Raw genomic sequence first — 25,713 nt, forward strand, 5'->3', positions numbered from 1 at the left:
ATCACAGGAGTTTGAAGCGCATGCGGAAGATTCCGTCTTTATAGTCGTGGCTGATGATTTTGAACGTGCCGATTTCGGAAGTGTTCTGCACATGTGCGCCTATGCAAAGGCAGTCGTCATAGTCGCCCACTTTGACTATACGTACTGTATCGGAAGCGTTTTCGGGAAGTCTTTTCATGTCAAAGCGAGCGGCGGCTTCCTCTTGTGTGATAAATTCGGTTGTCACGTCCAGGTGGCGGCCGATGACTTCGTTCACGGTTGTTTCGATCCGTGCAATATCTTCGTCCGTCAAGGCCTGCGGCAGAGCAAAGTCGAGTTTGCTTTTCTTGCGTTCGATATGGGCGGAAACAGCGCGTCCGCATCCGAAAAGATTGACCATCGTGCGGTTCACGATATGCTCACATGTATGCATGGGAGGATATTCCTGCTTGTTGTGTTCGTTCAGTTGGGGTTGTTCCATAAGATATACGATAATTTGGTTCGCAAAATTACATTAAAAATCAGAATCAGAAAGTTTTTTCGGAAGAATATCCAGACGGGCGGACATAAAAAAAGGAGTACCGCTGTACTCCAACCTTTGTTAACCTTAAATCTAATACTATGAAAAACACATTGCAAAGATACGGACTTTTCCGTTATTCGCAAATAAGGGAGCTGTAAAAAACGCGTGAATAACTTTTTTTATGGAATTGGATGGTGTGGTGCGCTTTTGTTAACAGGCTTTTTTGTTTACCTTTGCGCTGAATTAAAAAATGTAGAAGAAAATGGCATTTGAAGCAACCAAAAGAGAATGGGGGGAATTGTATGCATTTTTCCGCCTGTTGGCCGACGGTCATGTATATTCCGGCACTCCCGATGTTAAGAAGAATGTAGCTCAGTGTCTGCCTGTGGCGATGGTGCAGCGCGTGGAACACGACGGTATCCGGCGTTATATCGTGGAAAAGGATGAGATACGCATACAGGGAGAGAATATCGACAAGCGGATTCCACGTGAAGACTTTGCAACTGTGGCGGACTTGATTCTGGACGGCATCCGGAATACCCAAGGAGATGAAGTGACTTCTCCGGATGGGGTGGAGGAGTTTCTGGATGAGGTGCTGATTTACGATATGGAGGCGAAAACTGAAGACCGTACGGACTTGAGCGTTGCTTTTTATTCGGAAAATGCGCCTCTGGTGGGCTTTTCCGTGCGTTCCCGCCTGGGTGTCATGTTTCCTCTGCTTGACGGGGGGCGTGCTGCCAACTTCAAGTTTGAGCAGACGGGAGTTAAATTTTCTTCGCCGACCATCAATAAAATCAATGCAACGGGCGAGGAGGACGATGTGATTTCCCGGATGCTGATGATTGAGCGTTTGGGAGGCGTATTGAAATACAATGACGTGGCCGACAAAATTTTCCGCAGCAACGTGTCGATGATTGACTTGCATATGGGCCGTCTGCTGGGAGAAATGACACGTCTGATGTGGCTTGACGGAATCACCAGAGTGTCCGAACTTACAGAAGAAATCAAGAAAGTTAATCCGCTTAAAATAAAGGATGAACTGATCAGCAAACATGGCTTCTATGAATATAAGGTCAAGGAGTTTCTGCTGGCGATAGCGTCCGGCATGCGTCCGGCAAAATTGTACAATGGAACCGATTCGGCTATCGGCGGGATGCTGTTTGTGACCGGAAACGGAGAAGTGCTTTGCTATCAGCGTGCATTCCGACAGACGTTTGCCGATTTTCTGTTCTTCAATACACGTCTTGAAAAAGGCTCTACGGAGAAGGACAGGTACGGGTATCTGGAGCGTGAAAACGGGACTTACTATTTCAAGCTGAATCTGAAAGTGGGCTTGCTGAAAAGATAACGTGCAGGCCAGAGCAGAAAACAATCCGGATATAGAAAGCCTTGAATGCAAAGGCACAAGAAAAGCGGCGGTGAGTACCATCGCATCCTCTTGTGCCTTTGGCATTTCAGAATATTGAAAATTACCCTTTGTATTCGCTGTAATACTTCATGAACTGGGTACGTTCGAACGGATTGACTTCTCCTACGGTGCAGGCATTCATCTTTCCTTTGAAGCTGGCTACCGATTCATATCCTTTATCCTTCATCCACTCAGCCAATGTCTGCTTCATGGCTTCTGCTTCTTCCAATCCGTGCTGATAGAACGCACTGCAAATTTCTACAGCAGAAGCTCCTGCGAGAATTGCTTTTATTATGCCCTTCCCGTCATATATTCCGCCGGATACGGCATAATCCAGCTGCGGCACCTCTGCCGAAGCGATGGCTGTCCAGCGTATGCGTTCTGCCAGTTCATGCGGATTGCTCAACACACTGATATGAGTCAGGCTTTGACTGTCGATGCTGATGTCTGGCTGGTAGAAGCGGTTGAACAGAACCACGGCGGCCGCCCCGTTGGCATAGAGCTGATTGACCAGCGCGACCGGGTTCGTAAAGTTGCTTCCCAGCTTGAATATGACCGGAATGTTCACGGCTTTTTTGATGTGACGCAAGATTTCGATATGCCGCTGTTCAAAACTGCCGTAGGCATATTCCTTTCCTGTTTGCAGCGAGAGCACGTTCAGTTCCAGCGCATCAGCGCCAGCCTCTTCCATCAGCCGCGCAAAATCTGTCCATTCGCTGTCGCTGTAGCAGTTGATGCTGGCTATGACCGGAATCCGGCAACTTTTTTTAGCTTCTCTGATAAGGTCTACATGATGGCTCAGCGCATGTGAGCGTACATACGTCTGCAGGTAATCCTCCGCTTCGGGCGAACCATATCCGTCCATGTGTCCGCTTTCTGCCTTGATTTGTTCTTCGAACACTGATTTCAGTACGACAGCTCCAGCTCCCGCTTTTTCAATTGCCTTGATTTTTTCTGCGCTGTCTGTCAGTCCGGAACTCCCGACAATAATCGGATTCTCGAGCGATAGCCCCGCAAAAGTCGTTTTCAGTTGTAGCATGTGTTTATGGTATTAAATTGTCATTTTACTCTCCATCGCAGGTTTGTACAGCGTTGCCGGCGGTTGCCTTGACGCTGTTCTGCTTCTCGGTTTCCGGCAATGCCTTGTGTGAAATCTTCCGGTCAATAGACTCTTTCACCGAAAATTTTGCTGCCCACGCGTACCATTGTGCTTCCTTCCCTGACGGCAAGCTGATAGTCGTGCGACATGCCCATCGAAATTTCTTTAAAGGTATCGATGCCGTTGAAGTAAGTATTCTTCAGCTCGTTGAAGAAGTCGTGCAGACGCGCGAATTCCTTGCATATCTCAGCTTCGTCATCTGTGTTTGTCGCCATGCCCATCACTCCGCTGATTGCCACATTCGTCAGTTCTTTCCATTTGCCTTCGTCCAGCATCTGCCTGCACGAGTCGAAAGTGAAACCGTATTTGGTGTCTTCCTCAGCGATGTGGATCTCCAGCAGGCAGGGGATTACGCGTCCGCATTTGGCAGCCTGCTTGTTGATCTCTGCCAGCAGTTTGTAGGAGTCCACCGCATCAATCATGGCGATGTAAGGAGCGATGTATTTCACCTTGTTTGTTTGCAGATGTCCGATGAAATGCCATTCGATGTCTTTGGGGAGAACTTCCTGCTTGAGGTTCAGCTCCTGTTCCTTGCTTTCGCCGAAGATCCGTTGTCCTGCCGCATACGCTGCTTCGATCGCTTCGCTGGGGTGAAACTTGGAAACAGCTACCAGGCGGACATGCGGAGGAAGCTGCGCAAGCACTTCTTTTATGTTTTTCTGAATGTCCATGGCAATCTGTCTTTATCTGTTATCTTTTGTCCGCTTCGGGAAATTCCGGCTTTACGTCCGGTTCGGCCGAATAAGGATATACATCCATGATAGCGGTTTCTGCCACTGATGCAATTACATAGTCGGCCATTGTCCCTTTCATGCCTTCGTCGAGTTTCTTTACGGCATCGCGCAGGTCGGCGGCCTGTACCAGTACGTTGGTTGCCGTCTTTTTCTCTGTTCCGCTTTTTTCGTCCAGTGTGATGAAATACAGTTTGCACTTGAACCACCGGTCGGCAGCGTCTTCTTCGCAAGGAAACAGTTCGCTGTAATTCGCCCGCTTGATGTCGGCGACAGTAAATTCGCCGCTTATGAAGGGAGTGATTTCTTCAATTATGCGCGATTCGGCTTCCGTGAAGCTGAGCGCATCTACCAGATAGGGTTCCGTCACTTTTTTGTTCATGCCGTTTTCGGCTACTTTTTCGTAACGGATTTTGCATTCAAACCAGTTATGCATCATAATTGTTTCGTAATAGTCTGTTCGTTTTATAATTAATGAATAGGAACGTGTCCGGAGTCTTGCTGCACTGTAAAAAAGTCGTCAAGACAGAACCGCAGCATTTGAAGTGACGGATTGTTTTCACAAACTTTTTCCGTTTGCAAGGCAACGGGACATCGGCCGTATCTGTTCTACAAAGATACGACTAATAATGAAACAGCGAAATAATTTATGCAAAAATCCGTCATTCGCGCTGCTTGCACCGGTTCTGCTGCATAAATTCCTGGATGGCCTCCGTGTGGTTCCCTTTAATGAGAATATGATGGTTGCCCAAGGGGTTTTGCAGGAAGTAGCTTACGGGATTGTTGAGCTTGACCGTTACCTGAGTCCGGCAGCAAGTCACCAGGTTGGTGTTTGCGGTAAGATATCCGGCAGATACAAAATATTCGTCCAGGCATTCTCCCCCGCATTTGAACAGCGTCACTTCACCTTCGTGCATGATTCCCTGGATGCCGATTCCTGTTTCCGATTCAAACTGGGTGCGGATGATAAACTCGTCTGTCATTGTTGTGGGAATGGAACAGTGGGCCAGCAGCACTTCATTCCGCTTTGTGTCGATGAACGAAGGATTTGCCATGAACCCCGGCTGTCCGGTCAGTTCCTTCACCATAAGCAATGTCATGATCGACTGCAGGTCGCCCTCGCATCCCGCAGGAATGCCTTCGTCGTTCAGGAGCGAAAGGGCCAGGCATCCGGTTGTCTTCAATGTCTGAATAAGCGAGAAACAGGATACGGTTGCTGCGCTCAGCTTATGCTTCGTGCATACGTCCTTCACCGCTTTGTGCAGCCTCATTGCTCTGTACAGGTCTTCGGGAGTAACGTCCTGAATGGCTTTCACGCGTGAAACAAGTCTGGACGCTTCCATGCCGATTTCGTCATCGGTCGTGTTATAGAAGTTCTTTTCCACTTCCTCGATGGGGATATCTACATAGCTCACTCCCCAGCGCTGTCCGGCGAGCAGGTAGTCGACATGGCTTGAAACGAGCCACGGAGCCGGTGTGCCCACCACTCCGATGCGTTTGTTTTTCAGGCTCCGTTTGGCGGCGAAAGCCTTGTGGTGAAGCAGCACCTGTTTCACCATTTCATCGGGATGTCCGTGGATAATTTTCACTTTCATGTCGCGTGTCCGTATCCAGGCCGATATTTCAAGTGCGGCGGCCAATGAGTTGTTTGAGCCGTCGGTAAGCAGCGTGATGGGATAGGGGAGCAGGCTGAAGTTGCGCACCACAGCGCTCTCTACTCCTCCGCTGGCAATGAAAGCCAGTTTATAGGCATTTGAAGGGATATCGTCGGTTTGAGTATAGTTGACCAGATGCAGCGTGAAATATTTTTCGAGCGCCACGAACAGCGATTTATGGGCCTCATACACTTGCTCTTTCCGGTAAGTATCGGCATTGAATATAATAAGATAAAGATTCATACCTATTGATGTTTTTTGTTTCTGAAGCAAACATACGGCTTTTTTTCTGAAAAGCAGTCAACGGTTAACTGAAAAGGAGTTAAAGTAAATGAATATCCGCATTCTGTTTAATTTTTCAAACGTATTGTTGCTAAATTACGGCAATCAAGTTATCTTTGCATTTCAAAAACAAATAATTTATAAAAATATGCCACATATATCCATTCGAGGAACTGAAATGCCGGAGTCGCCGATACGCAAGTTGGCTCCGCTGGCTGAAGCTGCAAAAGGAAGAGGAATCAAAGTGTACCATCTGAATATCGGTCAGCCTGACCTTCCCAGTCCCCGAGCGGCCCTCGATGCGATTCGAAATATCAAGCGCACGGTGCTGGAGTACAGTCCCAGCCAGGGATACCGCAGCTACCGCGAAAAGCTTGTCGGTTATTATGAGAAATATGACATTCATCTGGACCCGGACGACATCATCATTACGACGGGCGGTTCGGAAGCTGTGCTTTTCGCTTTCCTCAGCTGCCTGAATCCGGGAGATGAAATAATTGTTCCGGAGCCTGCATATGCCAACTATATGGCGTTTGCCATTTCCGCAGGCGCTGTTATACGCACGGTGACGACTACCATCGATGAAGGCTTTTCCTTGCCCAAAGTGGAAAAATTTGAGGAACTGATCAACGAACGCACCAAGGGAATCTTGATTTGCAATCCGAACAACCCGACCGGCTATCTGTATACGCGCCGGGAAATGAACCAAATCCGCGACCTGGTGAAGAAATACGACCTGTTCCTGTTCTCCGACGAAGTGTACCGTGAATTCATTTATACCGGTTCTCCTTATATCTCTGCCTGCCATCTGGAGGGAATCGAGCAGAACGTGGTGCTGATTGATTCTGTTTCAAAACGTTATTCGGAATGCGGCATCCGCATCGGAGCACTGATAACGAAGAACGAAGAGGTGCGCAAGGCCGTGATGAAGTTTTGCCAGGCACGGCTGAGTCCTCCTTTGATTGGCCAGATTGCCGCAGAAGCTTCTTTGGACGAGCCGGAAGAATACAGCCGTGAAACCTACGACGAATATGTGGAACGGCGCAAGTGTCTGATTGACGGATTGAACCGTATCCCGGGTGTTTATTCTCCCATCCCGATGGGTGCTTTTTATACAGTTGCCAAGCTGCCGGTGGATGATTGCGAAAAATTCTGCGCATGGTGTCTGTCGGAGTTTGACTATGAAGGCGAAACCGTGATGCTGGCTCCTGCCAGCGGCTTTTACACGACGCCCGGAGGAGGAAAGAACGAGGTGCGTGTGGCATACGTGCTGAAAAAAGAAGATTTGGTGCGCGCACTGTTTATTCTGCGCAAGGCGCTTGAGGCATATCCCGGCCGAGTAGACGACTGACCATGAACTGGAAATTCTTTATAGCCCGGCGGATTTACCGCAGCAAAGAAGGAAAGGAAGAGGTGTCAAAGCCGGCTGTCCGCATTGCGATGGCCGGCATTGCGATCGGGCTGGCTGTGATGATCGTTTCGGTGGCGGTTGTCATCGGCTTCAAGCATCAGGTGCGCGACAAAGTGATAGGCATGGGGGCGGATATCGTGGTTTCCGGTATCGACGGAGCGGATCTGTACCAGGTGAATCCGATTGTGGCGGAAGACAGCCTGCTTGATGTATTCCGGGGGATTTCCGGGATCACGCATGTGCAGCGGTTTTCCACGAAACCGGGAATGATCATGACCTCCGACAATTTTCAGGGAATGATTGTGAAAGGGGTGGCCCAAGAATACGACTGGACTTATTTGAAGGCTCATCTGCAGGAAGGAGCCATTCCCGCGTTCTCGGATTCGGCAGCAAGCAATTCAGTGCTTGTTTCCCGTTCCGTCGCCGACAAGCTCTCGCTGAAGTTGGGCGACCGTATGTTCACGTACTTTGTGGAAGATAATATCCGCGCACGGAGGCTGACTGTTTCCGGTATCTTTCAGACAAATTTTTCCGCTTTCGACGATTTTTTTCTTATCACGGATCTGTACACGGTTAACCGGCTCAACAACTGGCTTCCGGACCAGGCAGGCGGTATTGAACTTGGTGTCGGCGAATACGGGAAGACCGGTGCCGTGAACGATGAAGTGCGTTTAGCCTTGGGGGACAAAACCGACCGTTACGGAGAACCTTATTGTTCGCGCACGGCTGAAGAGCTTTATCCGCAGATCTTTGCATGGCTGGATTTGCTTGATACGAACGTGTGGGTCATTCTGATTCTAATGACAGGAGTGGCCGGATTCACCATGATTTCCGGACTGCTGATCATTATTCTCGAACGCACCAATATGATCGGCGTGCTCAAGGCCCTTGGAGCTGACAATGCATCGGTGAGAAGAATCTTTCTGACTTTTTCGGTCTTTCTCATCGGCAGGGGAATGCTTTGGGGAAATGCCGTCGGACTGGGATTGTGCTGCATACAGTATTTCCTTGAACCGGTGAAACTTGATCCCGCCACCTATTATGTCAGTGCGGTTCCCGTTGAACTTCACTTGGGCTGGGTGGTTCTGCTGAATATATGCACGCTGCTTGTTTCTGTGCTGATGCTGGTGGGGCCGTCGTACCTGATCAGCCGAATTCATCCGGCTAAATCCATCCGTTTTGAATAAATCCATCCTCAAATAGGCCGCAGAATGAATCTTTTTACTAATTTTGCGGTTTGTAAAGATAAAAAGTAAATGTAACAACATAAAAGTTATGGCAAAAGAATTAAAAGACCTGACCAAAAGAAGTGAAAACTATTCACAGTGGTATAATGACCTGGTCGTGAAGGCGGATCTGGCCGAACAGTCAGCGGTGCGCGGATGCATGGTCATCAAGCCTTACGGATATGCAATCTGGGAGAAAATGCAGCAGCAGCTGGACAAGATGTTCAAGGAAACGGGACATGTGAACGCTTATTTCCCTTTGCTGATTCCAAAATCATATTTGAGCCGTGAGGCAGAGCATGTAGAAGGATTCGCGAAAGAATGTGCGGTAGTCACTCACTACCGTCTGAAGAATGCGGAAGACGGCTCGGGAGTCATTGTAGATCCGGCTGCCAAACTGGAAGAAGAACTGATTATCCGTCCGACTTCCGAAACCATCATCTGGAGCACTTACAAGAACTGGATCAACTCTTACCGCGACCTGCCTATCCTGTGCAATCAGTGGGCTAACGTTGTGCGCTGGGAAATGCGTACCCGTCTGTTCCTCCGCACGGCGGAATTCTTGTGGCAGGAAGGGCATACGGCTCATGCCACCCGCGAGGAAGCAGAGGCTGAAGCACAGAAAATGCTGCACGTTTATGGCGATTTTGCAGAGAAATATATGGCCGTGCCGGTTATCAAGGGTGTGAAATCGGCGAACGAGCGTTTTGCGGGAGCTTTGGATACCTATACAATCGAAGGCCTGATGCAGGACGGAAAGGCATTGCAGTGCGGGACTTCCCACTTCCTCGGACAGAATTTTGCAAAAGCGTTCAACGTGCAGTTCGTTGACAAAAACAATAAGCTTGATTATGTATGGGCTACGTCATGGGGAGTTTCTACCCGTCTGATGGGAGCGCTCATCATGACACATTCGGACGACAACGGACTGGTTCTGCCTCCGCATCTGGCTCCTATCCAGGTTGTCGTTGTTCCGGTTTATAAAAACGACGAACAGTTGAAGCAGATTGATGCCAAGGTAGAAGGAATTGTAAGCAAACTCCGTGCAATGGGTCTTTCTGTGAAGTACGACAATGCCGACAACAAGCGTCCGGGATTCAAGTTTGCCGACTACGAGCTGAAGGGAGTTCCCGTGCGTCTGGTTGTGGGAGGACGTGACCTGGAAAACAATACCATCGAGGTTATGCGCCGTGATACGCTGGAAAAGGAAACCCGTTCGTGCGAAGGCATCGAAGAATATGTAAAGAACTTGCTGGAGGAAATCCAGGAAAACATTTACCAGAAAGCGCTGAAGTTCCGCAACGAACATATTGTCAAGGTAGACACTTACGAAGAATTCAAGGAACAGATCGAGAAGGGCGGCTTCATTCTGGCTCACTGGGACGGTACACCGGAAACGGAGGACCGTATCAAGGAAGAAACAAAAGCTACCATCCGCTGTCTGCCTTTCGATGCTGACGAAGAGAGCCTGACTCCGGGCGTGGACATGCTTACAGGAAAGCCTTCCGCACGCCGTGTGCTCTTTGCGCGCGCTTATTGATGAAATCTTCTATGACGCGGGTGCGCCGTAGCTGAAAAAAGGATATGGAGCCACAGGGTATGATGCATTTGAAATCCGATGTCTACCTCTGTGGCTCTTTTGTTTAAGACTCTGATCAGTGTATTTCTTTAACGGCTGGATTATGAACAAGGAACAGTTCGGAATTTGCCTGCGGGCCCATGCGGATACACTCGGCCGCATCTGCGACAGGGCCTGTATGCTGCACGAAGCGGTAAACCAGAAGTACGACAGGAAGTTCCCTTACGGGTTTCACTTGTCGATGGTTGCAGACTTTGCCATGGAATACGGCCACGAGGTCGTGTCTTCAGAGGAAGATATCATTCCGGTGGTGTTCGGCGCTTATTTCCACGACAGTATTGAGGATGCCCGCCTGACCTACAATGACGTCAGGAAAGAGGCAGAGGCATTTATGGACACACGGCAGGCGCTGGCGGCTGCCGAAATCGTTTATGCGCTTACCAACGACAAAGGCAGAACCCGTGATGAACGTGCGGGAGCGCATTATTATGCCGGCATACGCGAAACGCCTTATGCTCCTTTTGTCAAGCTGTGCGACAGGCTGGCCAACATGACATACAGCTTCAGGGGAACGGACATCGCCAACCGCCACATGAAAGAGGTCTATCGCAGGGAATGGCCGCATTTCATCGCATCGGTAAACCCGCATGCCGGAGATATCCGCTTCAGTATTCCTGCGGATATGGTCAGAGAAGCGGAATGCCTGCTTGCGGAGAGGGAGAGATAGCGGTGCTCCTTGCCCTTTACCGCTGTGTGGGCAGAGAAAACTCTTGCGAAGCGTATTCCTGCCCGTAAGAGTCGGTGACGGCAAGCCGGAGGATAATGTTCCCGTCTTTCAGCCTTTTTCCGGCACTGATGGTTGCCGTATACTTGATTCCGTTGTGCGGCAGGATTTCTTCAACCATAATGGAAGGCGAGATGTGGATATTTTTCATCCCCGTCGTTTCGGTGACGCTGGGTATCACGTTGTATGCCGGCTCGCTGCCTTCGTTCATGATTTCAAATATCACCTTGCTGTTTTCCTTTGCCTCAATGATATGATTCCGGTTTTCGTCGATGAAACGGATGTTGCGTATTTGCAGGGTGTAGAAACTCTGCTGGCGGACTGGAGCCGCCGGCGAATAGGCCGGTTCCTGGCTTTGCTCGTGCTGATAAACTCCGTCTTCCGACTTGTCACGCTGCCTGGGTGCTGTCAGTGCACCTCCGATGGCGGCTCCTGCCAGTGTGCCTGCGATGCTTCCGATGGCCGAGCCGCGGTAGCTGCCTCTCCAGCCATGCCTGCTGTCACCGATAAGCCCTCCCAGGGCACTGCCTACATTGCCTCCCAACGAAGCCCCTCCCAGGATGGCTCCGGTGTTTGTTGTTCCGCAACTGCTTGCTGCCAGAAGCAGAGCCAGCAGGATTGTCTGATAGGTTTTCACTCTTTTTTTCATGACATGAATCTGTTTTTGAAACAGGCGGAATCTGTACGGACAGAGCTTCTCCGCTGTTTATGCAGATACAAATATAGCGGAATTCGTTTAAATACGGATGAATCCGGACGGAATAATGAACAAAGCGAAGAAACAACGTTCAGCAAAGTCAATTTCGGAAACATAAGCTGATACATGCTGCATGTTTTGCTTCGTTCCCATGACATTGCTTTTTGATAGCCAAATTTTGTTTTGACACCCTCTTTATCCTTGTATTTTTCATTCCTGCCACAAAGCGACTTTCCCTTCCGGACCTAAATCCAATGTGGCGGTAGCTATTCCCAAAGCACGGAATACTTTTCCATGTGAGAGAATTTTTTACTGCTGAATATCAGCAATATAAGAAATGAAGGACAAAAATACGGCTATGGAGAAATAGGTATAAAACCACTGATTCTTATTTAAATAAGATTGTGTATAACGGAAATTCGCTATCTTTGTATTTAGTGAGAGGAACTCTTTCCAAGACATATGATAAATCAAAGAAGCGTTATGCGCATCGAGTATTTGGAAACATAGGAAATTTTCAAATTGCACGCTCAGATGGCATAGTTGGCTCACGTTTTCATTATATAGTTAACATTTTGATAGAGTCAATCAAGAATATAGTAGTTAGAATATGAACAGGTTAATCATTTCATTTCTGTTAGTTACTGTGTTGGGGATATCAGCTTGCAGTGATGATGAGCCCCAAGATGCGGTTAAGGAAATCAGAATGTCCGTTTCTTCGGAAACAGGTTTCAGCTCTGTTTTCGGCAGCGAACAGCCCATTGAGTGTATGCTCGTCATGTCGGAAGATAATCCCGGAGTATGGGAGCCTCTTGGATTCAACAGCATCGAGGGCTTTACCTATGAAAGAGGACACGAATATTATCTTTCAGTAAAACGGACAATCCTTGCAAATCCACCTGCGGATGCTTCCGACCGTACATATTCACTTATCCATATTCTTGAGGATAGAGTTGTCACGGAACCGGAAGTTCCGGTTGATGAGAAGATAACGTCAGAAGAAGATATCGAATACCATGATTTGTGTCCTTTTGAGAAATATGCCGTCAGCAAGGGATATATTGTCGACGGAAATGGTAAAATACTCTATGATGACGGTTCTGGCTCATCGCTGCCATCCTATGATGCAGCGCGTATATGGCTGGAAGATGTCCTTGACAAAGGAGATCCGAATTGGGTGAAATTTGAGTCCGTGCCTTACATGGCTATTTATTCGTTTGTCCTGTCTCCGTTTACTGATGAGATTCGTTTGGTACGCAACGGATCATCCGGTCCGATGTTCAAGGATGTTATACCCGAAGATGAGTTTGCCCGTATTCAATCCATGCAGTCCGGTGAAGAGGTCCATTATGCACTGATCCTTGCGAATGTCCATAAAAAGGGGCTTCAGAAGTTAGAGTTTACTGTGAAAAAACAATAACACATAGTTATTTAAGCCGAACATGCTTCCTGCCGATACCATCTTCCAAGAGGATATAGCCGAAGCCTCCAAAGCCAAGCTCTCTGACCGTCAGCGGGAATACTCAAATCTGCTTATTTTTGTAAGATAATCCGGCGGACAACGGGCTTCTTGAAAAGAAACGTTATCTTTGTAGGGATTATTGGGATTATTCATTTCCTTATTTTATACAGCCATAAAAAACAGATAGATCGACATGAAAAAAGAATTTTTATTTGCCTGCGCCTTGGGACTGAGTCTGACCGTGCAGGCGAAAGGACACTTGGACATCACTTCATACAGGTATGCAGGACCTTATCTTGTCAGCCGTCCGCTGCTGGTAGACAGTACGGATGTCAACGCGAAAGCCTGGTCCGCTGCCAGTTTGCTGAAAACCCCTCTGTCGCTTGACGCTGTAGGCCAGGCTCCCGTATCGGATGCGGACAAGCTGCCTTCTGCGCCTGCCGAAGGCTATGCTTTGCATCTGATGCAGTTTGATCTGGAGAATACGGCCTACGGAAAAGCGAAGTTCAATGTGTCTGAAGTGAAGGACTGGCAGCTGTATGTTGACGGAAAGCTGACAGACAAACAGGAAATGGCGCTTGAACCGGGCACGCACGAAGTGGTGCTGAAATACCTGTCTGCTCCGGGCGAATCGGTCAAGCCCAAAGTGTCTGTTGATTCGGACGGCGAATTTTCTTTGCACCAGGGGCAGAGCCGCCTCTATACGCTGGCCGATGCCATGCACGGAACCAAGTGTGCCGGCGTGCAGGTGTCGCCCGACGGAAAGTATCTGATTGTCACTTATTTCACCAGTCTGAAAGAGGGAAGGTCGGAAACCGTATACTGCGTGAAGGAAACGCTTACGGGGAAGGAAGTGGCACGGCGCTCTGACGCGATCCGCTGGATGCCGCTTTCGGGAGATTATTATTTCGTCCGTCAGGGCGTTTCCGGAAGGCAGCTCGTCAGCGTCAGTCCGGCGACAGGATTCGAGCGGGTGATTGCCGAAGGTCTTCCGGAAGGGAATTTCAGCATTTCGCCGGCAGAAGACTATCTGCTTTATACGCTTGTGCAGGAGGGACCGAAAGAGCGGCAGGAAATTTATGAGGTAATTGATCCGGACGACCGCCAGCCGGGATGGAGAAACCGCACGTATGTGGCGAAATACGACTTGAAGTCGGGGCTGATGCAGCCGTTGACTTTCGGCTACAGAAACGCGTGGGTGAGCGACATTTCTGCCGACGGACGCGAAGCGTTGCTGATGGTTTCCACTCACCGCATGGGCAAACGCCCCACTACGCTTTTCTCTGTATACCGGATGGACATGCAGACGCTGGAGGTTGACACGCTGGTTGAGGAGGACGGATTCATAAGCCATGCGCTGTTTGCTCCCGATGCCCGGCAGGTATTGATACAAGGATCTCCCGAAGCGCTGGGCGGCGTGGGGATGAATGTGGAAAAGGGACAGACACCGAGCATGATCGACAGCCAGTTGTTTCTGATGAATGTTGCCGACCGGAAGGTGACTCCGCTTACACGCACGTTCAATCCGAGCGTCCGGAGTGTGCAGTGGAACCTGTCGGACGGACAGATTTATTTCACGGCCGAAAACAGGGACTGCTATTCGCTGTACCGGCTTGATCCTTCGAGCGGAAAGATTGCCCTGCTGGATGTGCCGGAAGAGATGGTGCTTGCTTTCTCACTGGCAGACAAGGCTCCTGTGATGGCATTCTACGGCGAAAGTGCCGCAAACTCTCACCGCATCTATACCATGAACCTGAAAAAGCAGAAGGCGGAGTTGCGGGAGGATCTGAGCGAAAAGCTGCTGAAAGGCATACGGCTGGGCAGATGTGAAGACTGGAACTTTGTCAGCTCGCGAGGTGACACCATTTACGGAAGATATTACCTGCCTCCTTATTTCGATGAAAGCAAGAAATATCCGATGATCGTTTACTATTACGGCGGATGCAGTCCGACGAGCCGCAACTTCGATACGCTTTATCCGTTCCACGCTTATGCGGCGCAGGGCTATGTGGTCTATGTCGTCCAGCCGAGCGGGGCGACCGGTTTCGGACAGCGGTTTTCGGCGCGCCATGTCAATACGTTCGGCGATTATGTGGCCGACGACATCATCGAAGGGACGAAGAAGTTCGTGAATGCCCATCCCTATGTCAACGGCAAGAAGATAGGCTGCCTTGGAGCGTCTTACGGCGGTTTCATGACACAGTATCTTCAGACGAAGACGGATATCTTTGCTGCGGCGATATCACATGCCGGGATCAGCGACCACACCAGCTATTGGGGAGAGGGATACTGGGGCTATTCGTACAGTGAGGTTTCGGGTGCCAACAGTTATCCGTGGGCGAACCCCGAACTGTTTGTGGACCACAGTCCGCTCTATAATGCCGACAAGATACATACGCCGCTGCTCTTCCTCCATGGATCAGTCGACACGAATGTGCCGGTAGGCGAAAGTATCCAGATGTATACGGCCCTGAAGCTTCTGGGACGTGAAACGGCATTGGTGGTTGTAGACGGGCAGAACCATCACATCCGCGACTACAGCCGGCGCATCCTGTGGCAGAATACGATCTTTGCATGGTTTGCCAAATGGCTGCAAGATGACGCTTCATGGTGGAATGCGATGTATCCTCCCAAAACACTGTGACGGATGAAGATCATTCATACCAGCGACTGGCATCTGGGACATCTGCTCTATGAGTACGACCGGACAGAGGAACACCGGCATTTTCTGTCGCAACTGGCCGGAATCGTGAGGGAGGAGCAGCCCGACGCATTGGTTGTAAGCGGAGATGTGTTCCATTACAGCAATCCTTCGGCTGCCTCCCAGCGTCTGTTTACCGACGCGCTGCTCGCTATACACAACGCATGTCCCCGGATGCAGATCGTGGTGACGGCAGGCAATCACGACAGCAGTTCCAAACTGGAAGTAGCGTCTAATCTGTGGAAGTATGCGGGCGTGTCCGTTATCGGGCAGATTGAAAGGAAAGACGGAAAAATCAATCTCGACCGCCATATCGTGGAGATAAAAGGGAGCGGCGGGGAACTGAAAGGCTATGTGGCGGCTGTCCCGCATGTGTTTCCGCAGAACTTCCCGGCACTTGGCGGGGACCTGCCGAGGCTGGAGCGTCAGCAGGCATTCTTCCAGACCTTGCTCGATGAAGTTGCCGGACGGAACAGCAGCGGTGTTCCGGTGGTAATGACGGCGCATCTGGCCGTAACGGGGAGCGACGTGACCGGACACGATGAGGGAAGGGGAGGCATGGAATATACTGATATCGCCGTCCTGGGAACGGGCTACGATTACCTGGCTTTGGGCCATATCCATTGCCCGCAAACCTTGAAAGGAGGACGTGCGCGTTATTCCGGCTCGCCTGTAGCCGTCAGTTTCGATGAAGATTATGTGCATTCCGTCAGCATTGTCGAGTTGGACTCGCACGGGTCCATCCCGGCAATCCGTACAGTTCCGCTGGCTACGGAATGGCCTCTGAAGGTAATTCCGGACAAGGCGGTTCCGATAGAGGAGGCATTGGAACTGCTGGAGGCTGTGCCCGACGAGGAAAAGGCATACATCGAACTGTTTGTGCGGATAGCGGACGTTCCTCCGGCTTATTGCATGGAGCGCGCGAACCGGATTGTGAGCGGAAAGAAATGCCGCTTCTGCAGATACAAATGGGAGCGCGTTTCTGCGGAACAGGAAGAACGCCTGCACATTATCGATGCGGACAAATTGCTGACTCTGTCGCCTCAGGAGGTGGCATCGGTCTACTATCAGGACAAGTACGGACAGGATATGGGTGAAGATTTGCGCGTGATGCTGGACACGGCTGTCCGTAGGGTGAAGGAAGCCGGCGATTGACTGCCTCCGTGCAGCAAAAACTAAATCAGTCATTTATGAAACTTCAGAAATTAACGATCAGGAACATCGCTTCCATCGAACAGGCGGAGATTGATTTCGAAAACGGACCGTTGGGACAGGATGCCATTTTCCTTATTTGCGGTCCGACCGGGGCGGGCAAGTCGACCATACTCGACGCCATTTGCCTGGCTCTCTATAATACGACTCCGCGTTTGGTGCAGTCGGCGAACGAACGGTTTTATGACAGCGACTTTTCAGGACAGTCTGACGACATTGGTATCAGCGACCCGCGCATACTGATGCGCCGTGACAGTACGCTCGCATCTGTCGCGTTGGAATTTGCAGATTCTGACGGGCATGAACTGGTGGCCGAATGGAGTGTGGCGAGAGCGCGCGGAAACCGCAACGGAAGGATTCAGCGCATATCGTGGACTTTATCGGAGAAAGACGGGATGCAGATAACTGCCCGCGCCACCGACACGAGGCAGGAGATTGAACGGAGAATCGGACTTTCTTTCGAGCAGTTCTGCCGGACAACGCTGCTTGCACAGGGGGAGTTCACCAAATTTCTCAAGAGCAAGGAAGAAGACAAGTCGAATATCCTTGAGAAACTGACGGGAACCGAGATTTATTCGAAGGTAAGCCGGGAGATTTATGCCATACAGAATGAAATGAAGGCCGAGCTGGCGAATTTGCAGGCGAGGACGGAAGGGATTGTGCTGCTTTCTGAAGAGGAACTGAAGGCGTTGCAGGAGGAAGCGGAACGGCTCGACAGCCGGCTGAAACAGGAAAAAGCGGATCTTTCCCGGGAAACCGTCCGGAAAAAGTGGATGGAAGACCGGAAGGCTCTGGAAATGAAAAGCGAAAGGGCGGTGAGGGCTTGCCGGGAAATGCAAGAGGAGCTGGAGTCGGAAGGGTGCAGGCAGAGCCGGAGGCTGGTTGCCGATTGGGACATCACGGAGGAGGCGAGAAGATGCCTTGCCGCACAGAAGGAACAGCAAGGCGTTGTCCGGGAGGCTGAAGCTGAGCTGAATCTTCTTGAAAAGGAGTACATGAGCCTGTTGGGTTGCAGGCAAGGGCTCGACCGGAAAATCGATGACGTGAAGGGATTTATTGCACAGACCGAAGCGTTCTTGGCGCAAGAGAAATGTTTTGAGGAAATGTACAGCCAGTCGCAGGCCATCATTTCGCTTGAGCGGCAGCTGCTGGCTTCGCAGCGGAAAGTGAAAGAGGGGCTGGCCGGACGGCAGAAGCTGGCAGAACAGCGTCAGAAGCAGGCGGCGACGCTTGAGGAAAAGAACAGCCTCCATGAGAAAGCCAGGGAGGAAGAACAACGGAAGCAGGCGGAGGTCGACATGCTCGGCAGACAGTTGGAAGCCATGCAGGCTGATGCACTGAAAGCTGATCTGGAGAAATCCGGAAAGCGTATGGCCGAACTGGAAACGCTGAAGGAAGCGGTTGCCCGTCTGAATGAGCGGAAAACTCAGCTTGACGAAGCGGAAAAAACATTGGATGAGTTGAGAGCGCAACTGAAATCGCTTGAAGAAGTCCGGCAAGGTCTGGCGGGGGAAGTGGCTTCCGCAAAATCAGAAGCGGACAAAATGCAGGAAATCTACGACAAGCAGGAAATGGCTTGCGAGAATTGGGCAAAAGAAGCGCGGAGGCGTTTGTCGGCAGGAGATGTGTGCCCTGTCTGCGGACGGGAAATTCTGTCGCCGCTTGAACCGGACGAGCATTTCGTGTCGGTGCTTGAACCGGTAAAGAAGGAGCTTGACAAGAGCAGGGCGAAGCTTGAAGAGGTGACCGGCAAGCTGCAACGGAACGAAGCGGACTATCTGTCGCATGTCCGGTTGGCGGAATCGCAGCAGAAAAAGAAGGAGCAGGCCGAGAAGTTCTTCGGGGAAGCGCAGAATGCGGTTCTGTTATGTGCAGCCTATCCGGAAGTGTCTGATGCGGAAAACAAGATGGAAGCGGTCGGACATCTGCTTCAGACGGAATCGGCGGTTCACGATGGACTGATGGCACGCTGGGGTGAGGTCAATGAATTGCATAAAAAGATAATGGGGCTGCAGAAGGTGAAAGACAGCCTGGCCCGCGCAACCGAAACCGCACGGAGCGAAAAGGAAGCTGCCGAAAAAGAACTGGCGAGGCTGGACGCTGACATCCGTGACCGGGAGAATGCGGTTGCCCGCGAGCTGAGCGCATCGGAGGATATGGAAAAGCATATCGTTCCGCTGGTAGCATCCGAGACATGGCAGCAGCTCCGAAAAGACAGTCCGGATGAATTCATGCGCCAGCTGGACATGAAGTCACGGAACTATGTCGCCGAAGATAAAAAACGGACATCCCTGCAACAGCTGATGGACACATATGTGCAGGAAAGGGAGGTTGTTGATGAAATCAGGAAGAATGTACTCGACAGGGAACCGGGATGGAAGGAGCTTCATGCCGAAAAAGCGGAACGATTTGAAGGTATGCGCAGCCGCTGGAACGCGCTGCTCGTTTCTGTAGCGACAGGGAAAAGCAGGCTCTTGCAGGCGCGTCAGCGGGCGGAGGAAGCGGCAGGGAAGCTGGCGGATTTTCTTGCTTCGCATCCCGAGATTTCCGGCGGCAGGCTGGAGCAGCTGGCGTTGCGCAGCCCGGAGGAGGTGAAACAGCAAAGGGAAAAGCTTCGGAAGCTGGATGAGGACCTGGTTGCCCGGCAGACGGAAATGCGGCGCGCCGCCGATGAGCTGGAAGCGCATTTGGGCATACGGCCTGAAATGAGCGAAGAGGCAACAGAGGAATCTCTCGCTGCAGAAATGGTGCGGCTGGAAGCAAATGTGTCTGACTTGACTCGCCAGCTGGGAGCCGTTTCGCAGAAACAGAAGGACAATGCCGAGAATGCCGGACGGATGAAGCATCTGATAGAGCTGATTGAGGCCAGACGGAAAGAAGCGGAAGGATGGGGAAGGCTGTCTGCCTTGTTCGGAAGCGCTGACGGGAAAAAGTTCCGCAATATAGCGCAAAGCTATGTGCTCAGACAGTTGCTTTCGGGTGCCAACCACTACCTTGCGCGTCTGACCGACAGGTACCGGATGGAATGCCAGCCGGGATCGCTGACAATCCTGCTCCGTGATGAATATGAAGGCGGCGTATGCCGTCCGACATCCACGATTTCCGGCGGAGAGAGCTTTCTGATTTCGCTCTCGCTGGCGCTCGGACTTTCTTCCCTCAACCGCAAAAGTCTGTCGGTCGACACCTTATTCATCGACGAGGGCTTCGGCACGCTCGACAGCGATTACCTGAACACCGTGATGGATGCCTTGGAGCGGCTGCATCAGATGGGGGGCAGGAAGGTCGGCATCATCAGTCATGTAGACAGTCTGCGCGAGCGGATCCATACCCAGATTCATGTAGAACGGATAAACAGTACGCTGAGCCGAATTGAAGTCACGACGCTGTTCTGACCGAAGCCTCCGGCTGCGGGATATAAGAAGGTGTGTTCCGACGTTGGTTTCTCTGATCGGAACACACCTTCATTTATTGGCAGTTGTCCGGCTGTTTCCCGGATACATTTCAGTCGTCGGTCTTCAGAAACTTCCACACGCCTGCACTGATTGCGCCTCCCAGGAACGGAGCGACGATGAAGAGCCACAATTGTTCCATGGCCTGTCCGCCTTCCATCAGTGCCGGACCTATGCTGCGTGCCGGGTTGACCGATGTTCCGGTGATGGGGATACATACGATATGGATCAGTATGAGGGTAAGTCCGATGATGAGTCCGGCAAAGTTTCCGGCGCCTTTCTTCTGGTCGGTTGTGGCCAATACAACCAGCACGAAGATAAAGGTAAACACCGTTTCAGCGATAAAGGCCTGCGCGATGTTTCCCGGGTCGAACGTGTTTGAGCCGGTTGCTGTAGGGCCGTCGTGTGTGCCGGTAGAAACCAGCAGCGACAGAATCAGCGAGCCTATGATTGCACCCACAATCTGGAAGAGCATATACATCAGCGCGCGTTTCGGTTTCATTCCTCCCGACAGCCATACCCCCAGTGTAATGGCAGGATTGATATGACACCCCGATATGTTTCCGATTGTATACGCCATCGCTACCACGGATAATCCGAAGGCCATTGCAACTCCGATTGTTCCGACGCCGGCACCCACTGTGTCGGCCACTCCTCCTGCGAATACGGCGCTGCCGCATCCCATCAGTACGAGAACCATTGTTCCGACAAGTTCTGCTACATACTTTTTCATAATAATAACTTTTAAAGTGATAAGTTGCTTCTAAAGTATAGCTTTTTTGTCAGGAAAACAAATGTTTTCTCAAAAACAATGCGTTTAGACTGTCATTTTTTAAGGACCGGCATTAGGCTTCCGCCTGTTATCCGGTTGCGGAAAACGCCCGGTCGGACGGGGTGGGAGCAGGTGAGGCCTTCTGACTTTCCCGCATCCGGCCAGACAAAAGCCGAGAAGGGCGGCGGTCAAGAATGAGGACCGCCTGCTCATGTCATTTCAGCTTTTTGCCTTCCGCAAAGGCTTTGCCCACCTTTTCGCCGATTCTCAGGTATTCGTTGTTGAACGGATCAAATACAATGGGAGCCACTTTTGCCGCGTCCACTTTGCCGTTTTCGTCAAGCACACGCTCGTCTGCGCTGACGTTTACGATTTCCCCTCTCAAGATGCACGTGTCCGGATTGTAGTCTTTTACCTTGCACTCCAGCGCAACGGCAAGTTCGTCGATAAGCGGGGCGTTGACAAAAGCCGACTTCGTGGCGTGGAAACCGGCCCGCTGAAACTTGTCGGGAACTTTATTCCCGGATACGAGTCCCACATAATCGCAGGCTGCCACGTGAGGCACGTCGGCCATGCTTACCGTAAACGCACCGGTTTTCAGCAGGTTCTTCACTGTCTTGTGGCCTGCGCTCAGACACAGGCTGATTTCGTTCATTTCGCTGATGCCTCCCCATGCCGCGTTCATCGCGTCCGGAGTTCCGTTCTCATCGTATGTGGCAATGATGAATACAGGCTGGGGATAGCTTAAAGGCTTTGCGCCGAAATTCTTTCTCATAGTCTTTTCTATTAAAGGGTTTGCTGCTTTTGCCGCTTTCCTGAAGGGAGCGGGCATTACAAAATTGGAATAAAAAAATGAAATATGCAATAGAAACAGCACAATCTGCGCGCAAAAATGCCATTGCTGCCTGTTCAGAACTGCAGACCGCATTGTGGTTTGTATAAACGGCAGTGTTGTTTGCAAAAACCACAATGCGGTTTGTATAAACCACGTTGTGGTTTCCAGTTTTATCCGAAAATATTCAGGCTTTCTTCGGTGACCGCCCGTTTTTTCAATGGCTTGCCTGGCCGGAAAATTCGCCTCCGTCTGCCGGCGAAACGGCCTTGAACACCGGAAGCGGATGCTGGCTCTCGGTTTCAAATCCGTACCAGTAGCAGCAGCCGGATGCCGGATCGGAAAGACAGCACAGGCGCATCTCCTTTTTGTATGTCCCGAACCGGATATCCCATTGCGGGGGAGGCGCAACGTGTTTGGTGCGCACCTTTTCGGCAGGAGCCTTTTTGAGCGACATGCCGGCTTCGATCCATGCCAGCGCAACGCCGGTAAGGTAAGCGGGGTAATGGCTGCGGCAGAACTCGTAGAGAATAACTCCGCGACGTTCCAGTCCCAGCGGCTGGTCGGCTACCCCCCTCGCGATGAGGTGTTCCAGCAAATGCTTCAGAAAATCTTCTTCTCCCAGAATGAGCCTGCGGGTTATCTGCTGCCACGCTTTTGCATTGTAGAATCCGTCGATCAGCCGTGACAGTTGCCGGGCTGCCTGAAGCTCATGCGGTGTAATTTCACGTGTTTGCAGCACTTCGTAGGGAGGGAGCGGAGAATAGCATACGCCCAGTTCTGCGGCACGGCGGCGCATTTCGGTTCCCGGCAGCACTTTCAGTGATTCCAGCTGGATTTCGCCGGCATGGTAGGACGCCAGCGTCCGGATGTCGTCAAAAATCTGCTGCAGATGGTACAGCGGAAGTCCCGCAATCAGATCGGCGTGCGTTTCCAGGTTGTCCAGTGAGCAGAGGTAGCGGAGCCCTTCGAGCGAACTGTTCAGATCGCCTGCCCTGCGTGAGGCAGCGAGTACATCTTCGTGCAGACTTTGTATGCCGGCTTCCAGATGGAGCAGTCCCTTCGGCATCGATGCAAGTTCGGCTTTCAGCTCTTCCGTAAGCAGTGCCGGATGTATTTCCAGATGGAAGCGGATGCCGGCAAACTCGCGGAACAGGCCGAGCAGTTCTTTGGCGCGGCGGCTGCTGTAATTGAACGTGCGGTCAAGGATGCGGATATTCTTTATTCCGTGGCTGCTGATGGTTTCAATCCGTTTCCGTACGACTTCGATGGGCAGCGTGCGCACCGGCTTTTCTCCTCCGCTCACGCAGAAAGCGCATGTGTTGAAGCATCCCCGTGTCGTTTCGAGCTGCACGAACGGTTTTCCCCAGTTGAAGAAGGGGCTCTCTTCCGGCAGGGCAAGGCGGTCGAAGTGCATGACGCGCGCCAGTCCATTGTCGTGATACGCCCCCTTTTCGTCGAGGTAGCACAGCCCTTTTATGTCCGTCCATTTCTCTTTCTCCTGCCACACATCGAGCCATTGCGGAAAAGATTCTTCCCCCTCTCCCCTGAATACAACGTCGACAAAGCGGTTTTGCCTGAGAAAGCGTTCATTGCAGCCGAGAAATTCGGGTCCTCCCAGTGCCATTGCGCAGGCGGGAAGCAGCGCATGCACTCTTGCAAGTATGTGCATCAGCGCTTCGTGAGTGAAGAGCCAGCAGGTGGCTGCTACAAGGTCGGGCTTGAGTCCGGCGACAGCCCCGGCTATCATTCCCGGATTTTCGTTTATGGTTGCCGATACCACTTCCCACTTGCATCCGGTGTTGTTCATCACCTGCGCATGAAGCGCGGGCAGCGCAAGTGAAGAATGTGCGTATGAACTGTTGAGGTCGAGCCAGAGAATCTTCATAGAAGTGCAGGGAGATTAAGAAACTGTTTTGAATTTCTCCAAAAAGTTTTTCTTGGCTTGATGTGTTCGTTTTCGTGTGTGCTTTGGGCTATTTTTTGGTCTTTTCCGCTTCTGTTCTTCGTCAGATAGCCCGCTATCTTCCTCATCACACAAACGGAAATGCCTCAAAAACTCATCCCAAATCAGCACACGATAAATTCAAAACAGTTTCTAAAAGAAAAGAGGAAGTGCCAGAGAGAAAAGTTTCGGCACGTCCTCTTCCTTGTATGTTATGTTGTTTGATTCCGCTTCCGTCAGATCAGATACTGAGAGCTGATGGATTCGTTTGTCATCACGCGGTGGATTGTTTCAGCAAACATGTCGGCGATGGAAAGCTGTTTCACCTTCGCGCAACGGAGCGAGTAGGGGATGCTGTCGGTAAAGACAATTTCCTCCAGTTCCGAATTCTGTACACGCTCTGAAGCCGGGCCCGACATGACACAGTGTGAAGCGATTGCGCGCACGGAACGTGCTCCTGCTTCCTTCATGATGTCGGCCGCCTTGGTGATGGTTCCCGCTGTGTCGACCATGTCGTCGATCAGAATCACGTTCTTGTCCTTCACATCTCCGATGATCTGCATGGAAGCCACGACATTTGCTTTCTCGCGTGTCTTGTGGCACAGCACCAGAGGCACGTCAAGGAACTTCGCATAGGTGCTGGCACGCTTCGATCCGCCTACGTCGGGCGTTGCGATAACCAGATTCTCCAGATTGAGTGACTGGATGTAGGGAGCGAAGATGGTTGAAGCGTACAGGTGGTCGACAGGGATGTCGAAGAAGCCTTGAATCTGGTCGGCATGCAGGTCCATCGTAATCAGACGGTCGATTCCAGCCACGCTCAGCAGGTCGGCCACGAGTTTTGCGCCGATGGAAACGCGCGGTTTGTCTTTGCGGTCCTGACGCGCCCAGCCGAAATACGGGATAACGGCGATGATGCTCTTTGCAGAGGCGCGTTTCGCCGCGTCAATCATCAGGAGAAGTTCCATCAGGTTGTCTGAATTCGGGAAGGTCGACTGTACCAGAAATACATACTGTCCACGAATTGATTCTTCGTAAGATACTGCAAATTCGCCGTCGGCAAAGTGGGTGATGTTCATGTTGCCCAGTTCGCATCCCAGGCTCTTGCAGATCTTTTCAGCAAGGTATCTCGAATTTGTACCCGAGAATACTTTAAAAGGTGTTGTTGCGCTCATTTGATTATATAGATATATTGCCTTATAATGATGCAAAGTTAGTCCATTTCTGTCAAGCAGACAAGTTATCGGACAGAAATTTGTTGCAGGATTCAGTCTGCCAGCTCCTTCAGCTTCTTGAAGTGGGCCAGGAGAGGCTGGTAGTTATAGTCGGAAGCGGGATTGAACTTGTTCCACAGGTCGCCGAGAACGGCGGCTCCTCCGAATCCGAAGTCCTTTATACGCAGCATGTTCTCTTCGTTCACTCCGCCCAATGCGATCACCTTCTTGTCGATGATGCCTTTTGCCGCCGCCTCGCGTATTCCCTCCGGAGTAAAGGCAGCATGGCGTCCTTCCTTCGAAATGCTGTCGAAGACAGGGCTCAAGAACACATAGTCGCAGGTCTTTTTGTCGGCCATGACTTCTTCAAGCGTGTGGCACGATGCGCTGATGTGCCCGGTATAGTTGTCGGGAACCAGCGGATTGCGGTGGTTCAGGTGGATTCCTTTCAGGTTATACTCATCCTTCAGATAAAAGTGGTCGTGCACGACGATCCGTTTGCGGTATTTTTCCGGAATCAGTGTCAGAAGCCTCTCTGCATAGACAGGCGGCGTATCCGGCTTGCGCAAATGAAGAATATCCAGCCCTGCATCGAACAAAGCCGTAAGAATTTTGTCTTCTTCGACAAAATAATTGGGGGTTGTGATAACTATCAGTTTCATTCAAATTCGTAAAAAGTCGCGCAAAGTTAA

20 protein-coding genes are annotated in these 25,713 nt (G+C 51.0%); 9 read left to right on the forward strand and 11 right to left on the reverse strand.

Annotated elements, in window-relative coordinates:
* Nucleotide 1: 1 nt before the first annotated feature.
* Nucleotides 2-460 (reverse strand): alanyl-tRNA editing protein, encoded by a 459-nt coding sequence (locus QUW60_RS08860; protein ID WP_289559941.1) that lies wholly within the window; start codon nucleotides 458-460, stop codon nucleotides 2-4.
* 304 nt (nucleotides 461-764) lie between these two features.
* Between QUW60_RS08860 and QUW60_RS08865 the strand changes: the two genes are divergently transcribed.
* Nucleotides 765-1,850 (forward strand): HpaII family restriction endonuclease, encoded by a 1,086-nt coding sequence (locus QUW60_RS08865; protein WP_258339315.1) that lies wholly within the window; start codon nucleotides 765-767, stop codon nucleotides 1,848-1,850.
* A gap of 121 nt (nucleotides 1,851-1,971) precedes the next feature.
* Here the strand turns inward: QUW60_RS08865 and QUW60_RS08870 are convergent, their stop codons facing one another.
* The 4 genes from QUW60_RS08870 to QUW60_RS08885 all read right to left on the reverse strand — a co-directional run bounded on the left by QUW60_RS08870 (nucleotide 1,972) and on the right by QUW60_RS08885 (nucleotide 5,698).
* Nucleotides 1,972-2,949: a dihydroorotate dehydrogenase-like protein gene (locus QUW60_RS08870; protein WP_289559943.1), complete on the reverse strand. Its 978-nt coding sequence runs from the start codon at nucleotides 2,947-2,949 to the stop codon at nucleotides 1,972-1,974.
* A 122-nt stretch (nucleotides 2,950-3,071) separates the two neighbouring features.
* Nucleotides 3,072-3,740: a YggS family pyridoxal phosphate-dependent enzyme gene (locus QUW60_RS08875; RefSeq protein ID WP_258339313.1), complete on the reverse strand. Its 669-nt coding sequence runs from the start codon at nucleotides 3,738-3,740 to the stop codon at nucleotides 3,072-3,074.
* Between the two features lie 19 nt (nucleotides 3,741-3,759).
* Nucleotides 3,760-4,242: a DUF4494 domain-containing protein gene (locus QUW60_RS08880; protein ID WP_258339320.1), complete on the reverse strand. Its 483-nt coding sequence runs from the start codon at nucleotides 4,240-4,242 to the stop codon at nucleotides 3,760-3,762.
* Nucleotides 4,243-4,462: 220 nt separating this feature from the next.
* Nucleotides 4,463-5,698, reverse strand: coding sequence for a fucose isomerase (locus tag QUW60_RS08885; protein ID WP_289559945.1), 1,236 nt, complete (start codon nucleotides 5,696-5,698; stop codon nucleotides 4,463-4,465).
* Between the two features lie 187 nt (nucleotides 5,699-5,885).
* Between QUW60_RS08885 and QUW60_RS08890 the strand changes: the two genes are divergently transcribed.
* The 4 genes from QUW60_RS08890 (at nucleotide 5,886) to QUW60_RS08905 (ending at nucleotide 10,680) form a co-directional block, all read left to right on the forward strand.
* Nucleotides 5,886-7,088: a pyridoxal phosphate-dependent aminotransferase gene (locus QUW60_RS08890; RefSeq protein ID WP_258339311.1), complete on the forward strand. Its 1,203-nt coding sequence runs from the start codon at nucleotides 5,886-5,888 to the stop codon at nucleotides 7,086-7,088.
* Between the two features lie 2 nt (nucleotides 7,089-7,090).
* Nucleotides 7,091-8,335: an ABC transporter permease gene (locus QUW60_RS08895; protein WP_258339310.1), complete on the forward strand. Its 1,245-nt coding sequence runs from the start codon at nucleotides 7,091-7,093 to the stop codon at nucleotides 8,333-8,335.
* An 88-nt stretch (nucleotides 8,336-8,423) separates the two neighbouring features.
* Entirely contained in the window at nucleotides 8,424-9,914 is a 1,491-nt protein-coding gene (gene proS, locus QUW60_RS08900) for a proline--tRNA ligase (protein ID WP_258339309.1), read from the forward strand.
* Between the two features lie 142 nt (nucleotides 9,915-10,056).
* Nucleotides 10,057-10,680 (forward strand): hypothetical protein, encoded by a 624-nt coding sequence (locus QUW60_RS08905; RefSeq protein WP_258339308.1) that lies wholly within the window; start codon nucleotides 10,057-10,059, stop codon nucleotides 10,678-10,680.
* Nucleotides 10,681-10,696: 16 nt separating this feature from the next.
* Here the strand turns inward: QUW60_RS08905 and QUW60_RS08910 are convergent, their stop codons facing one another.
* Nucleotides 10,697-11,386: a glycine zipper domain-containing protein gene (locus tag QUW60_RS08910; RefSeq protein WP_289559950.1), complete on the reverse strand. Its 690-nt coding sequence runs from the start codon at nucleotides 11,384-11,386 to the stop codon at nucleotides 10,697-10,699.
* 658 nt (nucleotides 11,387-12,044) lie between these two features.
* Between QUW60_RS08910 and QUW60_RS08915 the strand changes: the two genes are divergently transcribed.
* From QUW60_RS08915 to QUW60_RS08930, 4 genes are all read left to right on the forward strand, one after another.
* Complete coding sequence (locus QUW60_RS08915) at nucleotides 12,045-12,854, forward strand: DUF4377 domain-containing protein (protein WP_289559952.1); 810 nt, start codon at nucleotides 12,045-12,047, stop codon at nucleotides 12,852-12,854.
* Between the two features lie 235 nt (nucleotides 12,855-13,089).
* Entirely contained in the window at nucleotides 13,090-15,540 is a 2,451-nt protein-coding gene (locus QUW60_RS08920) for a S9 family peptidase (RefSeq protein WP_289559954.1), read from the forward strand.
* A 3-nt stretch (nucleotides 15,541-15,543) separates the two neighbouring features.
* Nucleotides 15,544-16,752, forward strand: coding sequence for an exonuclease SbcCD subunit D (locus QUW60_RS08925; protein ID WP_258337386.1), 1,209 nt, complete (start codon nucleotides 15,544-15,546; stop codon nucleotides 16,750-16,752).
* Between the two features lie 35 nt (nucleotides 16,753-16,787).
* Nucleotides 16,788-20,201, forward strand: a complete 3,414-nt coding sequence (locus QUW60_RS08930; RefSeq protein WP_289559957.1) for an AAA family ATPase — start codon at nucleotides 16,788-16,790, stop codon at nucleotides 20,199-20,201.
* A gap of 109 nt (nucleotides 20,202-20,310) precedes the next feature.
* Here QUW60_RS08930 and QUW60_RS08935 read toward each other — a convergent pair whose 3' ends face one another.
* From QUW60_RS08935 to QUW60_RS08955, 5 genes are all read right to left on the reverse strand, one after another.
* On the reverse strand, nucleotides 20,311-20,991 hold the full coding sequence (locus QUW60_RS08935; RefSeq protein ID WP_258337388.1) for an MIP family channel protein: 681 nt from the start codon (nucleotides 20,989-20,991) through the stop codon (nucleotides 20,311-20,313).
* A gap of 253 nt (nucleotides 20,992-21,244) precedes the next feature.
* Entirely contained in the window at nucleotides 21,245-21,805 is a 561-nt protein-coding gene (locus tag QUW60_RS08940) for a flavin reductase family protein (RefSeq protein ID WP_289559959.1), read from the reverse strand.
* Nucleotides 21,806-22,079: 274 nt separating this feature from the next.
* Nucleotides 22,080-23,750, reverse strand: coding sequence for a B12-binding domain-containing radical SAM protein (locus QUW60_RS08945; protein WP_289559961.1), 1,671 nt, complete (start codon nucleotides 23,748-23,750; stop codon nucleotides 22,080-22,082).
* Between the two features lie 293 nt (nucleotides 23,751-24,043).
* A complete protein-coding gene (locus QUW60_RS08950; RefSeq protein ID WP_258337391.1) occupies nucleotides 24,044-24,982 on the reverse strand; it encodes a ribose-phosphate pyrophosphokinase in 939 nt (312 codons plus the stop codon).
* Between the two features lie 92 nt (nucleotides 24,983-25,074).
* Nucleotides 25,075-25,683, reverse strand: a complete 609-nt coding sequence (locus tag QUW60_RS08955; protein WP_258337392.1) for a thiamine phosphate synthase — start codon at nucleotides 25,681-25,683, stop codon at nucleotides 25,075-25,077.
* Nucleotides 25,684-25,713: the final 30 nt, after the last annotated feature.

This window comes from Bacteroides gallinaceum (assembly GCF_030373775.1).
Classification (GTDB): Bacteria; Bacteroidota; Bacteroidia; order Bacteroidales; family Bacteroidaceae; genus Phocaeicola; species Phocaeicola excrementipullorum.